Annotated in this window: 12 protein-coding genes; 9 read left to right on the forward strand and 3 right to left on the reverse strand. The window is 47.0% G+C overall.

Translation table 11 applies throughout. The features are described 5' to 3' along the window. The first annotated feature begins 17 nt into the window (after positions 1-17). The 5 genes from guaA (at position 18) to AAHN97_RS19550 (ending at position 6,523) form a co-directional block, all read left to right on the forward strand. Positions 18-1,556 carry a glutamine-hydrolyzing GMP synthase gene (gene guaA, locus AAHN97_RS19530; protein ID WP_343303757.1) on the forward strand — a complete coding sequence of 513 codons (1,539 nt, stop codon included), beginning with the start codon at positions 18-20 and terminating at the stop codon, positions 1,554-1,556. Positions 1,557-1,652: 96 nt separating this feature from the next. After that, entirely contained in the window at positions 1,653-2,918 is a 1,266-nt protein-coding gene (locus AAHN97_RS19535) for an ABC transporter substrate-binding protein (RefSeq protein WP_343303758.1), read from the forward strand. 73 nt (positions 2,919-2,991) lie between these two features. Next, positions 2,992-3,987 (forward strand): ligase-associated DNA damage response exonuclease, encoded by a 996-nt coding sequence (locus AAHN97_RS19540; protein ID WP_343303760.1) that lies wholly within the window; start codon positions 2,992-2,994, stop codon positions 3,985-3,987. Further along, the gene (locus AAHN97_RS19545; RefSeq protein ID WP_343303761.1) at positions 3,987-5,573 is read left to right on the forward strand and encodes an ATP-dependent DNA ligase; all 1,587 of its coding nucleotides are present in this window, start codon (positions 3,987-3,989) and stop codon (positions 5,571-5,573) included. Before AAHN97_RS19540 ends, AAHN97_RS19545 begins: the two co-directional genes overlap by 1 nt. Positions 5,574-5,707: 134 nt before the next feature. After that, positions 5,708-6,523, forward strand: coding sequence for a sulfite exporter TauE/SafE family protein (locus tag AAHN97_RS19550; protein WP_343303762.1), 816 nt, complete (start codon positions 5,708-5,710; stop codon positions 6,521-6,523). On the opposite strand, the gene AAHN97_RS19555 is transcribed toward AAHN97_RS19550, so the two are convergent. Then, on the reverse strand, positions 6,520-7,833 hold the full coding sequence (locus AAHN97_RS19555) for an NCS2 family permease (protein WP_343303763.1): 1,314 nt from the start codon (positions 7,831-7,833) through the stop codon (positions 6,520-6,522). The genes AAHN97_RS19550 and AAHN97_RS19555 overlap by 4 nt on opposite strands. 46 nt (positions 7,834-7,879) lie before the next feature. Here AAHN97_RS19555 and AAHN97_RS19560 point away from each other — a divergent pair, with 46 nt between their 5' ends. From AAHN97_RS19560 to AAHN97_RS19570, 3 genes are read left to right on the forward strand one after another with little or no spacing between them, the layout of a single operon-like run. Beyond that, on the forward strand, positions 7,880-10,327 hold the full coding sequence (locus tag AAHN97_RS19560) for a ligase-associated DNA damage response DEXH box helicase (protein WP_343303764.1): 2,448 nt from the start codon (positions 7,880-7,882) through the stop codon (positions 10,325-10,327). Then, complete coding sequence (gene pdeM / locus AAHN97_RS19565; protein WP_343303765.1) at positions 10,324-10,986, forward strand: ligase-associated DNA damage response endonuclease PdeM; 663 nt, start codon at positions 10,324-10,326, stop codon at positions 10,984-10,986. The genes AAHN97_RS19560 and pdeM overlap by 4 nt, the downstream gene beginning before the upstream one ends. A 52-nt stretch (positions 10,987-11,038) precedes the next feature. Beyond that, entirely contained in the window at positions 11,039-12,262 is a 1,224-nt protein-coding gene (locus AAHN97_RS19570; RefSeq protein ID WP_343303766.1) for a thioredoxin family protein, read from the forward strand. A gap of 322 nt (positions 12,263-12,584) precedes the next feature. On the opposite strand, the gene AAHN97_RS19575 is transcribed toward AAHN97_RS19570, so the two are convergent. Beyond that, complete coding sequence (locus AAHN97_RS19575) at positions 12,585-13,343, reverse strand: XRE family transcriptional regulator (RefSeq protein ID WP_074242554.1); 759 nt, start codon at positions 13,341-13,343, stop codon at positions 12,585-12,587. A gap of 111 nt (positions 13,344-13,454) precedes the next feature. On the opposite strand from AAHN97_RS19575, the gene AAHN97_RS19580 reads away from it, so the two are divergent. Beyond that, on the forward strand, positions 13,455-13,919 hold the full coding sequence (locus AAHN97_RS19580) for a hypothetical protein (protein ID WP_343303767.1): 465 nt from the start codon (positions 13,455-13,457) through the stop codon (positions 13,917-13,919). Positions 13,920-14,058: 139 nt separating this feature from the next. Here AAHN97_RS19580 and AAHN97_RS19585 read toward each other — a convergent pair whose 3' ends face one another. Continuing rightward, positions 14,059-14,733 carry an SdpI family protein gene (locus AAHN97_RS19585; RefSeq protein ID WP_343303768.1) on the reverse strand — a complete coding sequence of 225 codons (675 nt, stop codon included), beginning with the start codon at positions 14,731-14,733 and terminating at the stop codon, positions 14,059-14,061. Positions 14,734-14,818: the final 85 nt, after the last annotated feature.

The raw sequence follows: 14,818 nt of genomic DNA on the forward strand, positions 1-14,818 counted from the left end.
ACTATCTTTGCCGCACCATGACAGAAAAGATCTTGATCCTCGATTTCGGTTCCCAGTACACTCAATTGATTGCAAGAAGCATAAGGGAACTGAATGTTTATTGTGAAATACAACCATGTACGAAGCCCATTACCTGGGAAGACAGTATTAAAGGCATCATTCTCTCCGGTTCACCATTTTCCGTGAACGACCCGCAGGCCCCCGTAGTGGACATTGCCGCCATGGGTGAAAAAGTACCGGTTTTAGGCGTTTGCTATGGCGCACAGCTGATGGCCAAAGTATTTGGCGGAGAAGTAGCTAAAAGCAGTACCCGTGAATATGGCCGTGCCTTTATGGAGCACAATGACAAAGAGGAACCATTATTATATGACATTTCTTCCAAGAGCCAGGTTTGGATGAGCCATGCGGACACTATTAAACGTCTCCCGGAAGCCTTCACGCCTATTGCTCATACAGAAAATATACCCGTAGCGGCTTTTAAGAGTTTCACACTCGCCAAACACCCGCTTTTCGGTTTACAGTTCCACCCGGAAGTAACCCACTCCCTGGAAGGCAAACAGATCTACCGCAACTTCCTGATCCATATCTGCGGTATTAAGCAGGACTGGACGCCGGCAGCTTTTGTACAGGAAACCGTAGCCCGCATCAAAGAACAGGTGGGCGATAAAAAAGTGGTGATGGCCCTGAGCGGCGGCGTAGATTCAACCGTAGCAGCAGAACTCATTCACAAAGCCATTGGCAGCAACCTGTATTGCGTATTTGTAGATAATGGTCTTTTACGCAAAGACGAGTATGCAACCGTGCTGGACTCCTATAAACATATGGGACTCAATGTGAAAGGGGTAAATGCCAAAGACCTGTTCTATGGCCAGCTGAGTGGTGTAAAAGATCCTGAAGAAAAACGCAAGATCATTGGCCGCCTCTTTATTGAGGTATTCCAGCAGGAATCCAATGAATTAAAAGATATCGCCTTCCTGGGGCAGGGCACCATTTATCCGGACGTGATCGAATCCGTTTCCGTGAATGGCCCTTCTGCCACCATTAAATCACACCACAATGTGGGCGGCCTGCCGGAGAAAATGAAGATGGGTCTTGTTGAGCCCCTGCGTTTTCTTTTCAAAGATGAGGTACGCCGCGTGGGCAAAGAGATCGGCATCAGCGATATTTTCCTGGCCCGCCATCCTTTCCCCGGTCCCGGACTGGCTATCCGCATCCTGGGAGATATCACGCCTGAAAAAGTGGATATGCTGCAGGAAGCAGACGCCATTTATATTGAAAACCTGAAAGAATCCGGCCTGTACAACCAGGTTTGGCAGGCAGGTACCATCCTGTTACCGGTTCAGAGTGTGGGCGTTATGGGAGATGAAAGAACCTACGAGTTCTGTGTTGCCCTCCGCGCGGTAACTTCTACAGATGGTATGACGGCAGACTGGGCTCACCTTCCTTACGAGTTCCTCGCCAAAGTTTCCAACGACATTATTAATAAGGTGAAAGGAATTAACCGGGTGGTGTACGACATCAGCTCCAAACCTCCGGCAACAATAGAATGGGAATAGGATTGAATTAAGGAACGATTTTTGCAATTTTGGCACGATATGAACCGATCGAGAACAATCACCAGACTTGTAATAGCAGTATCATGTTTGATACTCATGCAAGCCTGTAGCGTCTTCCGGAAGGCTCCGGCAAAAACTGACGGTCCGCCGCCAGTATTGAACAAGCCTAAAACGGAAGAAAAGAAACCAGAAGAAAAACAACCGGAAGTAAAGGCGCCATTTAATGTACCCGCGTTTGCAAAAGAAGTAAAACGCGCCAGTTACAATGTGGCCATTTTTGCCCCGATGTACCTGGATTCTGTTTTTGCCACCAGCCTGGACATCCCCGGCCGCACCATGCCAAGGTATGTGCTGCCCGGACTGGAATTCTACGAAGGTGCGCAACTGGCATTGGACTCCCTGAGCAGGCAAGGCTTGCGTTTGAACGTACAGGTGTTTGATAACAAAGCCCGCCAGGCAGATGTTGCAGCCCTGATCCGCAACCGCCAGCTGGATGCAGTAGATCTGATCATCGGCGCAGTGAGTACGCCGGAGCTGAAACAACTGAGCGATTTTGCCAAACAAAAAGAGATCAACCTCGTTTCCGCTACTTACCCTAATGCCGCCGGCATCTCAGATAATCCTTTCCTGCTGATCGGCAGCAGCACCCTCAAGTCTCATGTGGAAGCCATTCATGATTACACACAGAAAGGATTTGCCAATAAGAACATCCTTATTGTAAGAAGAGGTACTGCTTTTGAAGCTGATATTGCCAACCAGATCAAACATGCTTACGAGAAGATGAACTATGATAAGAAGGCAAGGATAAGGGAAGTGGTTTGGAGTGAAACCACCACCGATCTGCAACTCACGCAATACCTGCTGACGGACCGTCCTAATCTTCTGATCGTAACAGCATTGGATGAATTGGGTGCAAAAACCATCCTCCGTAAACTGGCCACGCAAAAAGCCACTTACCCGATGCATATCTTCGGGATGCCTACCTGGGATGTGATGAAGTTCAAGGAGCCTGAATTTTCAGGTATCACCATGTATTATTCTTCTCCTTATTACAACGACAAAACAGATATCTATAGTAAGTATGTAATAGACCACTTCAAGAATGTTTACAAATCCCGCCCGTCAGACATGGCTTTCAAAGGTTTTGAACTGACGTACTACTTTGTAAAACTACTCGCGCAGGATGGTGTTTATTTCAACAAGGATATTAATAAACCAGGCAACCGGATGTTCACTTCCTACAATTTTCAACCCGTGTATCTGAAAGAAGGAGATGTAGTACCGGCTTACTTCGAGAATAAAAATATTTACATTATCCAAAAGGGAGACAGTGCTGACTTCAAGATGAATTCAGCCCTGTAAGATGTATTGCTGTATTTATAAAAGGGACGACCAACTGGTTGTCCCTTTTGTTTTTATGTTATATTTATAAAGCATGCTCACTTTTACAGACAAAGGCATCTACTGTGCTGCGGGCGATTTTTATATCGATCCATGGAAACCTGTTCCCAAGGCGGTGATCACGCATGCCCATTCAGATCATGCCCGCTGGGGGAATCAGCATTATCTCTGTACAAAAGACAGTGTTCCTTTTCTGCAATTACGCCTCGGCAAAGAGATCAGTGTGCAGGGTCTGGCTTATGGAGAAGAGATCTATATCAACGGCGTAACCGTATCCTTTCATCCTGCGGGTCATATGATCGGTTCTGCACAAGTGAAGGTGACGTATAAGGGACAGACCTGGGTGGCCAGCGGAGATTATAAAGTAGAAAATGACGGGATCTCCGGTGCATTTGAACCGCAAAAATGCCATGTGTTCATTACAGAATCTACATTTGGATTACCAATATATCACTGGAAACCGCAATCATCTATTTTCAGCGATATCCGTAACTGGATGAATGAAAATGAGCAGGCGGGGAAGAACAGTGTACTGGTGGCTTACAGCCTGGGCAAAGCACAACGGTTACTGTATAATATGCAACAGCACGTTTCCCGTTTTTTAGTGCATGGTGCTATTTTCAATGCACATGAAGTATGCCTCCAGAATGGATGGCCACTTCCCCAGGCAGAACTGATCACACCGGAAACACCCAAAGAAAGTTATAAAGGCAGCCTGATCATTGCGCCGCCTTCAGCAGCAGACTCGGCCTGGATGAAACGTTTCAACCCTTATTCACTGGGTGTTTGCAGCGGCTGGATGCAGGTAAGGGGAAATGCACGAAGAAGTAATGTAGATGCAGGTTTTCCCATATCAGATCATGCGGACTGGCGGGGATTACTAGATACGATCAAACAGACCGGTGCAGAAAAAATATTTGTAACACATGGTTTCACCAGTGTACTGGCACGTTACCTGCAGGAAAATGGTTTATCGGCCGAAGAAGTAAAAACGGCCTATGGTAGTGAAGAAGAAGAAACAACAGCCTGATGCAGCAATTCTCACAACTCATATCCACCCTGGCGCAAAGCACTAAAACCAACGAAAAGCTGGAGGCACTCAGTCGTTATTTTGCTACGGCAGATGAAAAAGATAAACCCTGGGTGCTTGCACTGTTCAGTGGCAGAAGACCCAAGCGGGTAGTGAATTCTGCGCAGATGCGGCAATGGAGTATGGAGCTTACCGGTTTACCTGAATGGTTGTTTAATGAATGTTACCATACCGTAGGTGACCTCGCAGAAACAATCGCATTATTATTACCACCACCTGAAACAAAAGCCGGCTCCTATCCCCTGCATCACTGGCTGGATGGATTGCTGCGGCTGGATAAAGCCAGTGAAGAAGAAAAAGCCGGCTTTGTACGCAATGCCTGGGACCAGATGGAATACCGGGAAAGATTTGTATTCAATAAACTGATCACCGGCGGATTCAGGATAGGTGTTTCCCAAAGCACGATTGTGAATGCCCTGGCAAAAACATACAACATTGTACCCGCCACCGTTTCTCATCTTATCAGTGGAAACTGGGACCCGCAGCAGATTACCATGGCTGCCTTGCTGAATGAAGAAACCAGTACCATAGATGACTCCAAACCTTATCCTTTTTTCCTTGCTTATGCATTGGAAGGAGGCCCTGAAACATTGGGCGATCCCGAAGAATGGCAGGCGGAATGGAAATGGGATGGCATCCGCGGGCAGGTGATCAAAAGAAACGGACAGCTCTTTATCTGGAGCCGCGGGGAAGAACTCATTACAGATAAATTCCCGGAGATCACGGCGCTATTGGATTTCCTGCCGGATGGTTGCGCTATTGACGGGGAGATATTAGCATACGATCTCTCAACGGACCGTCCTTTACCCTTCCAGGCATTACAGACGCGCATCGGCAGAAAGAACCTCACCAAAAAACAATTACAGGAAGCCCCCGTGATCTTTCACAGCTACGATCTGCTGGAGTTTGACAAACAGGATCTGCGCCTTTTACCATTGCTGGACCGCAGGGCGTTGTTGGAAAAGTTAGTGAACACCGTGAACCAGCCTGCCCTGAAACTCTCTCCTGCGATTGCTTTCAGCGCATGGGATGAGTTGATCTCTTTACGAGAACAATCCAGGAACAATGGCAGTGAAGGGCTGATGCTGAAAAAACTTAGCTCTGTGTATCAAACCGGCCGCAGGCGTGGCGACTGGTGGAAATGGAAGATAGATCCCTACACCGTGGATGCCGTGATGATCTACGCGCAAAAGGGCCATGGCAGACGTTCTAACCTTTATACAGATTATACTTTTGCTGTGAAGAATGGTGATCAGCTGGTGCCTTTTGCCAAAGCTTATTCCGGATTAACAGATAAGGAAATTGCTGAAGTGGACAATTGGGTGAAGCGCAATTCACTGGAAAAGTTTGGGCCGGTGCGTACCGTGAAACCGGAACTGGTGTTTGAAATTGCCTTTGAGGGCATAGGGCTTTCCAGCAGGCATAAATCCGGGATCGCCGTTCGTTTCCCCAGGATCCACAGATGGCGGAAAGACAAGCCAGTGGAGGAGATCAATACTTTAGACGATCTTAAAAAACTGGTCTGAACCATACCCCTTTAGTCTACAGATTATGTGTTGATATAACCCCCTACATTTGCATTACAGAACCAACGTTAAGAATACGCAATTGTTTTATTTCGCAGGAAAAAACCAACCACCTGCCGTTAACTATTTCACGAATGGATGCGCTGAATGCATTGTTATTAGTAGGCTTAGGATTCTTCATTGGTACCTTTGGAACACTCATTGGTGCTGGTGGCGGATTCATCCTGATGCCGCTGCTGTTGTTAATGTACCCTGATATGTCTCCGGATGTATTGACGAGTATTTCCCTGGCCGTAGTATTTCTGAATGCTTCTTCCGGCTCCATTGCCTATGCCCGTAAGAAACGCATTGATTACCGCTCTGCGCTGATATTTGCGCTGGCCACCTTACCCGGTGCTATTATCGGGGCATTCACCACTACTTTATTATCCCGTCACGTTTTCAATATTATTTTAGGCGCATTGCTGATAGTGGTAGCCGGCTTCCTGATGCTGAAACCCCAACAGGGTGCTTATGCAGGAAGAGCTAACAAAGGCCGTTGCGTGGACCGTTGCGTAACAGAACGCAGTGGTGAAGAACACCGTTTCTCTTTTAATATCTGGACGGGCATTGGTATTAGCTTTCTCGTTGGTTTTATCAGTAGTTTATTAGGTATCGGTGGCGGTATTATTCACGTGCCGGCACTGATCAGCCTGCTGAATTTCCCGATACATGTAGCCACAGCCACTTCTCACCTGATACTGGCCATCATGGCGCTGGCGGGTACTATCGTACATATGATCCAGGGGAGTTTCTGGGAAGGCTGGCAAACTGCTTTATCTATTGGCGTTGGTGTAGTGATTGGTGCGCAACTGGGAGCGGGGCTTTCTTCCCGCGTAAAACCCAAAGGCATCATCCTTGCGCTGGCCGGGGCTTTGCTGATCGTTGGCGTGCGGTTGATCCTCACTTAATGTAATAAGAAACTCAGTACAAACAATATTGCCAACACATACATCACCGGGCTGATCTCCCGGTATCTTCCTGTAAATACTTTCAGCAATACATAAGAAAGCATGCCGAATACAATGCCTTCCGCAATACTGTAAGTATATGGCATCATCACGATTGCAAGAAAAGCAGGGATCGCTTCCGTAGCATCTTCAAAATCGATCTTCACTACTGCACTCATCATCAACATCCCTACAATGATCAAAGCTGGTGCGGTAGCGGCCGGAGGGATCATGGCAAATAATGGTGCAAAGAATAGCGAGAGCAGGAACATGCCCGCTACCGTAACAGCCGTTAAACCTGTTCTGCCACCGGAGGCAATGCCACTGGCGCTTTCCACGTAGGCTGTTACCACACTGGTACCCAATAATGCACCAGCAGTAGTGCCAACTGCATCTGCAAATAAAGCCTGTTTGGCTCTTGGGATACGGCCCTGGCTGTCCAGCAATCCTGCTTTACTGCATAAGCCAATGAGGGTGCCTACTGTGTCGAAGAGGTTTACCATTAATAGTGTGAATAAGATCACTACCATATCCATGGTAAATATTTTGCTGAACTCCAGTTTGAATGCTATTGGGGCTAATGATGGTGGTAAGCTTATTATGGGGCCTATTGTAGTTACGCCTAATAATATGCCTGCCAGCGTGGCTACCAATATCCCGATCAGTAAAGCAGCATTCACTTTGCGGTACATCAGCACAGCGCTTACGATCAAACCCGTTAATGCAATCAAAGGCCCTGCGCTGGTGATATCCCCTATCTTCAGGATCACACCATCCAGTTTATCATTTCCTATATGCCGCATGCCGGTTTCAATAATCCCGGCATTCGCCATTCCTATCAATGCGATCAATAGCCCGATGCCTACTGAAATAGCGTGTTTGAGATTTTCAGGAATGCTGTTAATGATCGCTTCGCGGATATGAAAGAGGGAGAGGAAAATAAAAATAATGCCTTCCAGGAAAACAGCCGTTAAAGCAAATTGCCAGCTATATCCCATGCCCAGCACAATGGTATACGCAAAAAAAGCGTTCAGTCCCATACCCGGTGCCAAACCAATGGGCAGTTTGGCATACAATCCCATCACCAGTGTACCGATAGCTGCAGCCAGCGCTGTAGCAGTGATCAGGGCATTAAAATCCATCCCTGTTTTGGAGAGGATCATGGGATTCACCGCCAGGATATAAGCCATTGTGGAAAAAGTAGTAAGGCCTGCCAGCAGTTCTTTCTTAACAGTAGTACCGTTTTCGTGTAAACGAAAGATATCGCGCATAAAGCAAAGGTAGGGTTTGACTTAAATTTTCCTAATTTCGAAAAGCATGAAAAACACACCCGGCTGGAAAGCGATAGAACAGTGGCTGGCGGCAAAAGAATTAAAGCCGTTCACCTTCCAGGAAGAAGCTTGGGAACATTACCTGCAGGGCTATTCCGGCCTTGTAAATGCCCCTACGGGCTTCGGTAAAACGTTTTCTTTATTCCTGGGGGCAGTGATCAGGTGGATCAATGAGGAGCCGGAATACCGCACTAAAAAGCACAATGGCTTACAATTACTCTGGGTCACTCCCTTACGCGCACTCGCCAAAGATATTGGCCGCGCCATGGAAGAAGCGCTCCATGAATTGCACATTCCCTGGAAAGTGGGCATCCGCAGTGGAGATACCACACTCAGTGTACGGGAACAGCAGAAACGCCAGATGCCGGAAATACTGATCATCACGCCGGAATCCATTCACATTTTAATGTCGCAGAAGGAATATCCACTGCGCTTTGCCGGTTTGCATACCGTGGTGGTGGACGAGTGGCATGAACTGCTGGGCAGCAAAAGAGGGGTGATGGTGGAATTAGCGCTGAGCCGCCTCCGCGGCATGAACAAGGGATTGCAGACCTGGGGGATCTCTGCCACCATCGGCAACCTGGAAGAAGCACTGGATGTATTGATGGGCAACACATCTCAGCAAACAGCGATTGTGCGGGCCGATGTACACAAAGCCATTGATGTGCAATGCATCCTCCCGGATGAAATTGAGAAATACCCCTGGGCAGGGCACCTGGGCATCAGACTATTACACAAAGCTTTGCCGGTGATCATGGAAAGCAATACCACCCTGCTCTTCACCAATACCCGTTCCCAATCTGAAATATGGTATCAGCAGATCCTCAAAGCCTGTCCGGAGTTAGCAGGGGCCATTGCTTTACACCATGGTTCCATTGATGCGGAATTGCGGATATGGGTGGAAGAAGCTTTGCATACCGGCACTTTGAAACTGGTGGTCTGCACTTCCAGTCTTGACCTGGGTGTGGATTTTCGCCCGGTGGACACTGTGATACAAGTGGGCAGCCCCAAAGGGGTTGCGCGTTTTTTACAACGTGCAGGCAGAAGTGGTCACCGCCCTGATGCTGTGAGCAAGATATGGTTCCTGCCTACCCATTCGCTGGAATTAGTAGAAGCCGCAGCCCTCAAAGATGCCATGAAGGCTAATATGATAGAAAGCCGCATGCCGGTGATCCTGGCATATGATGTACTCCTGCAATACCTGATGACCCTCGGCGTGTCTGATGGTTTTGAGGCCAACGAAATATGGCAGGAAGTAAAAGGCACCTTCTGTTTCCGTGACCTCACTGCCGATGAATGGCAGTGGATCATTTCCTTCCTTACCACGGGCGGGGAAGCATTGCAGAGCTATGATGAATTCCACAAACTGCATAAAGTAGGCAACAGCTATCATTGCGTAAGCCGGCAACAGGCCATGCGCCACCGTTTGCATATTGGTACCATTGTGAGTGATGCCATGCTCAAAGTGCGTTTTCTCACAGGTGGCTACATTGGTGTAATAGAAGAATATTTTATCTCCCGCTTAACCGCAGGAGACAGCTTCAGCCTCAGTGGGCAGAACCTGGAATTTGTGATGATCAAGGATATGACGGTGCTGGTACGCAAATCGAAATCGAAGAAAAGTATCGTACCCAGTTGGAATGGCGGGCGCATGCCCCTTTCCGCCAACCTGGGTAAAATGCTGCGGCGCAAATTCCATGAAGCCATGGCAGGTACAGCACGGGAAGAGGAGATTCTTACCCTGCAACCTTTATTCGATCTGCAGCAATTACTCTCCCATATTCCTAAGGAAGATGAACTGCTCATGGAGCAGATCGAAACACAGGATGGCTATCACCTTTTCGTCTACCCTTTTGAAGGAAGATTGGTACATGAAGTAATGGCCACGCTCCTCGCATGGCGCATCAGCCAAAAACATCCCATTACTTTTTCCATCGCCATGAATGATTATGGTTTTGAATTACTTTCAGACCAGCCCATTCCCGTAGACGATACAAACGCCCAGGAATATTTCGCCCTGGATAATCTGACCCTCGACCTGCAACGCAGTGTGAATGCCACAGAAATGGCAAGGCGCAAATTCCGTGATATTGCCGTGATAGCAGGACTGATATTCCAGGGATTCCCCGGAAAGGCCAAAGCCAACCGTCACCTGCAATCTTCTGCTTCCCTGCTGTTCAATGTGTTTAACGATTACGATTCCCAGAATATCCTGCTGCGGCAGGCATTCAATGAAGCCTTCTTTTACCAGATGGAAGAAGCACGGCTGCGCGAATCGATGGACAGGATCTATCATAACAAGATTGTGATCACTTTCCCGCAACGCCTTACCCCTTTCTGCTTCCCGATCAAAGTGGACAGCCTGCGGGAACAATTAACCAGCGAAAAACTGGAAGACCGCATCAAAAAAATGACTTTATTTACGTACGAATGAGCTTAGAGGATACCGCATTTGAGTTTAAGGGCCAGCATTGGCGGCTCTCAGCCGGAAGGGCTATTTACTGGGAAGAAGAGAACGCATTGATTGTGGCAGACCTGCATGTGGGAAAGTCTGCCCACTTCCGGAAAGCAGGGATTGCCGTGCCTGCGAACATTGTGCAGGAAGACCTATACCGTTTGCAGCAACTGATCACCAAATACCATCCGGAAAAAGTACTGATCGTGGGAGATATGTTCCACAGCTCCGCCAATAACGAAGTGCAATACTTTAAGATCTGGCGGCGGCAGTTTGCACATATTGCCTTTGAACTGATTGAAGGGAATCACGACATCCTGGAACCATCCTTATACGAAGACCTCCAGATCAATCTTCACCAGGTACTCTCCCTCCGTAATTTCTATTTTGTGCATGACCGGGAGGATAAACCTTCCGTGCTGGAAGGCCATTACCTCATTTCCGGGCATATCCATCCGGGGATCAGGATGATAGGAGCCGGAAGGCAGAGTTTACGGCTGCCCTGTTTTTATTTTGGGATGGAAGGGGCTGTTCTGCCGGCATTCAGCGGATTTACCGGTTTGTATTCCCTGCACCCGGAACCGGAATCCGCAGTGTTTGTAATTGCGGAAAAGAAGATATTCCGGATATTTCAGTAAATTAGAACACATACGCTCTAACCCGATTTTACAACATCATCAAAAAACCGACATGAAAAAAGCATTATTCCTTCTATTCCTCCTACCCCTGTTTGCTATAGCCCAGGACAAGGGTATACACTTTGAACATGGATTATCCTGGAAAGAAATACAGGCTAAAGCCAAAGCTGAAAACAAATATATCTTCATTGATTGCTTCACTACCTGGTGCGGCCCCTGCAAGTATATGACCGCCAACATTTTTCCACAGCAGGAAGTAGGTGATTTCTTCAATAGTAAATTCATCAACGTAAAATTACAGATGGATGTAACGGAAGGGGATAATGAAGAAGTGAAAAAATGGTATGAAGATGCCAAGGCTATTGGAGAGCAATATAGCGTTAGGGCCTATCCTACTTTCCTCTTCTTTGCGCCGGATGGCAAAGTGGTACACCGCATGGTAGGTGGTGGCGAAGCAGAAGCTTTCATTGCCCGCAGTAAAGAAGCGCTGGATCCCACAAAACAATATTATGTGCAACTGGCCAAATATGAACAAGGCAATAAAGACGAGGCCTTCCTCCGCAGTTTTGCTTTGACTGCATTAAATGCCTATGATTCAAAAACAGCACAGGCAGTATCCAAAGAATACTTTGATACACAGAAAGATCTTTTCACGAAAGACAACCTGGAGATGCTGGCTAAGTTCACCCGTACCAGCAAGGACAAAGGGTTTGCTATTTTCCTGAATGAGTCTGCCAAGGCCAATAAAATATTGGGTAAGGGCAAAGCGGAAGGAATTGTAGGTAGCATTGTCAGCAATGAAGAAATATATCCCAAGGTCTTTAAGAAAGATGCCGGAGCTCCGGACTGGGCTGTACTGCAATCTGAGCTGACTGCTAAATATCCTAAGCTGGCGGATGAGCTGATAGCTAAAAGCAAAGTGATCTATTATGCCAATAAAAAAGATGCTGAGAATTCTGTGAACAGCATTGTAGCTTATATGAAGAAATATAGCGACAAGGCCAGTCCAATGGATCTGAACCAGTTTGCCTGGACGATCTTTGAAAGCTGCAAGGATATGAAGTGTGTGGAAGAGGCGCTGGAATGGAGTAAACGTTCTTTTGCTGAAAACCAGGATCCGAATTTCATGGATACTTATGCGAACCTGCTTTACAAGCTGGGCCGTAAAGATGAAGCGATTGCCGTGCAGGAGAAAGCGGTGAGCCTCGCGAAGGATAAGAAGCCTTTGGAAGAGACGCTTAATAAGATGAAGAAGGGGGAGAAGACCTGGAATTAGTTTTCTTTCTTTGAGAATAGTTAAAAGGATGGCTTCGGCCGTCCTTTTTTTATGGGATCCTGTTCATCCTACATAGAAAAAGTGTCAGGAGAAAACTCCCGACACTTTAATGGTTAACTGGGGGCAAACAATGCATTCTTTAGTTCCCTTGCATATGACATTGGTATCAACCTATGTCAAAATCTTTAGTCCCTTGTATATGATGCTATGATATCTTATGGCAGGACTTTTAGTTCTCCTGCATACGATACTGTGATATCTTATGTCAGAACCCTTTTTAGTTCCCTTGCATACGATACGATGCTATCCTATGGCAAGATCTTTAGTTCTTCATCTGTTTCTTGAGCATGCTCACCTGATCCTGCAGCTGGCTGACCATGCCTGCGAGGTGGTTTACACTCAGGCGGTGCTGCTGGCCCATTTTCTGGATCACGGCATCTGCCTGCCAGATCTCGAGTACTTCTTCCATGTTTACGGGGTATGGATCGTACTGCGGGTTATCTGAAACGAGCGTTACTTTACTTTTGGAGCGGTTGCTTTTCACCACGCGCTTGTACACAATGCCTTCGCGGTTGGTGACTACGATATACGCTTCGTTATTGCGGATATCTTCCCAGCCATCCACTTTGTGGCAGACTACTACAGAGCCTGATGGTGTCGGTAACATGGAGTCTCCGGCTATTTCGAAAGCCCTGTAACTTCCGGCACCTAACATGGGTAAGGTGAAGGTGTTCAGTTCTTCGATGAATTCGTCATCATTAAAACCTGCCAGGTAACCGGCAGCGGCTTTAACGGGAACGAAAACAACATTCTGCCGGTCTTTGCTACCTCCCATCTTTTGCTGGCGGCGTCTTTCCAGGAAGCTTTCCTTCGAGGAACTCAGATCGCGGCGTAACAGATCATCGATGGATACACGGAACATGTCTGAAACCTGCTCCAGTACTTCGGTACGTGGTTCTGCCCGTTCTTCTTCATATGCTCCCAACAGGGAACGTTTAATGGAAAGACGGTCGGCGAACTCCTGCTGCGTCCAGCCTTTTTGCTTGCGCAGATATTTAAGATTACGACAAACAGTAGACATCCCTAAATAATTTAGTATGGTAATGCTAACAAAATTAGCAATTATTTTTTATAATTACCAAATTATTCTTGGGTTGTTCACTTATTTTTGTTGCAGACAAACTCAATTATTATGCAAGATACTTTGTTAGGTATTCACTCAGTGGTTAGATGGCTGATCCTGTTATTCGGTGTATGGGCTGTTATTCGTGCAGTGATGGGCGTTAGTAGCAAATCTGCCTATACCGCAGCGGATACTAAAGCCGGCCTTTTCTTTATGATCTTTTTAGATATTCAGTTCCTGCTGGGTATTATCCTGTTCATCGTAAGCCCGCTGATCAAAGCTGCTACGTCAGATATGGGTGCCGCTATGAAAAATGCCGGTCTCCGTTTCTTTACCGTGGAGCACACCCTGATGGCATTAGTGGCTTTAGCCCTTGTACATATCGGCCGTAGCAAGATCAAAAAATCTGCTTCCGATGCCAAAAAACATAAAACAGCGCTGATCTTTTTCGGTCTTGCCCTGATCCTGATCCTGGCCCTGATCCCATGGCCCGGACGTGAGGCTGTTGGCAGAGCGTTGGTTCCTTCCTTCTAAATAATTCATTGATATAAAAAAGCCGGGTACGCTGTGAGTACCCGGCTTTTTTGTTTAAAAGAGACCGTCTTACCAGACGGCCTCGTAAAAATAGGAGCGGGTGCTTGCCATCAACCCTGCTCTTCTGGTTCATAATGCATTACCCATGTGTAACATAGAAAAGTCGGTATGAATAGATATAAGGCAATGCAGCCAAAGCCATGGCGGCAAAAATAAACATGAACACGCCGCTCACCACTGTCAGGAACATCCCGGCTATAACGATCACGATCCCCGCATACAGCCACAATTTGCCCGCAAAAGCATGTACTTTCAGCCAGATCTCATCACTTTGCATGGTCCAGGGTGTTCGGACCCCCACAAAGTTATTGGGCTTCAGGTTCCGCAGTACTAAACCGATCATCGAGATCAGTAATCCCACCCCGATAAATACCCATTTTTCCAGGAATATTCCCCGGCCCACGCTCACCAGGTATATAATAATGGTAGTGAATACCGCCAGGTAAATATGGATCCTGAAACGGATACGATAGTACGCCTTTATGTGGTTGGCCGTTTCAATAGCCGGCTCTTCCTTTTCGTCCGGTTTGGGGATATACCGGAACAGAAAATACAGCAGGCCGTTTGTGAAAAAAAGAAAGATCATCAGCAGCAGAAATTCCTGCTTATCCCCTACCCTGTCAGGCACGCCGTTCAGATTATAATTGGTGGGAATGATCTCCGGGAGGCTGTTCCAGATAACGCCCAGATAAACCATGGGCACAAATACAAGCAGTAACAGCAGTAGTTCTTTAACGTAATCCGGATGTTTCATATGAAAAAGGATTAGTTGTACATATATATCTACATTATTCGGGCCAATTAAGTTTAAAAAGGTTTATTTTCTACTAACTACATTA

This window comes from Chitinophaga niabensis (assembly GCF_039545795.1).
Lineage (GTDB): Bacteria > Bacteroidota > Bacteroidia > Chitinophagales > Chitinophagaceae > Chitinophaga > Chitinophaga niabensis_B.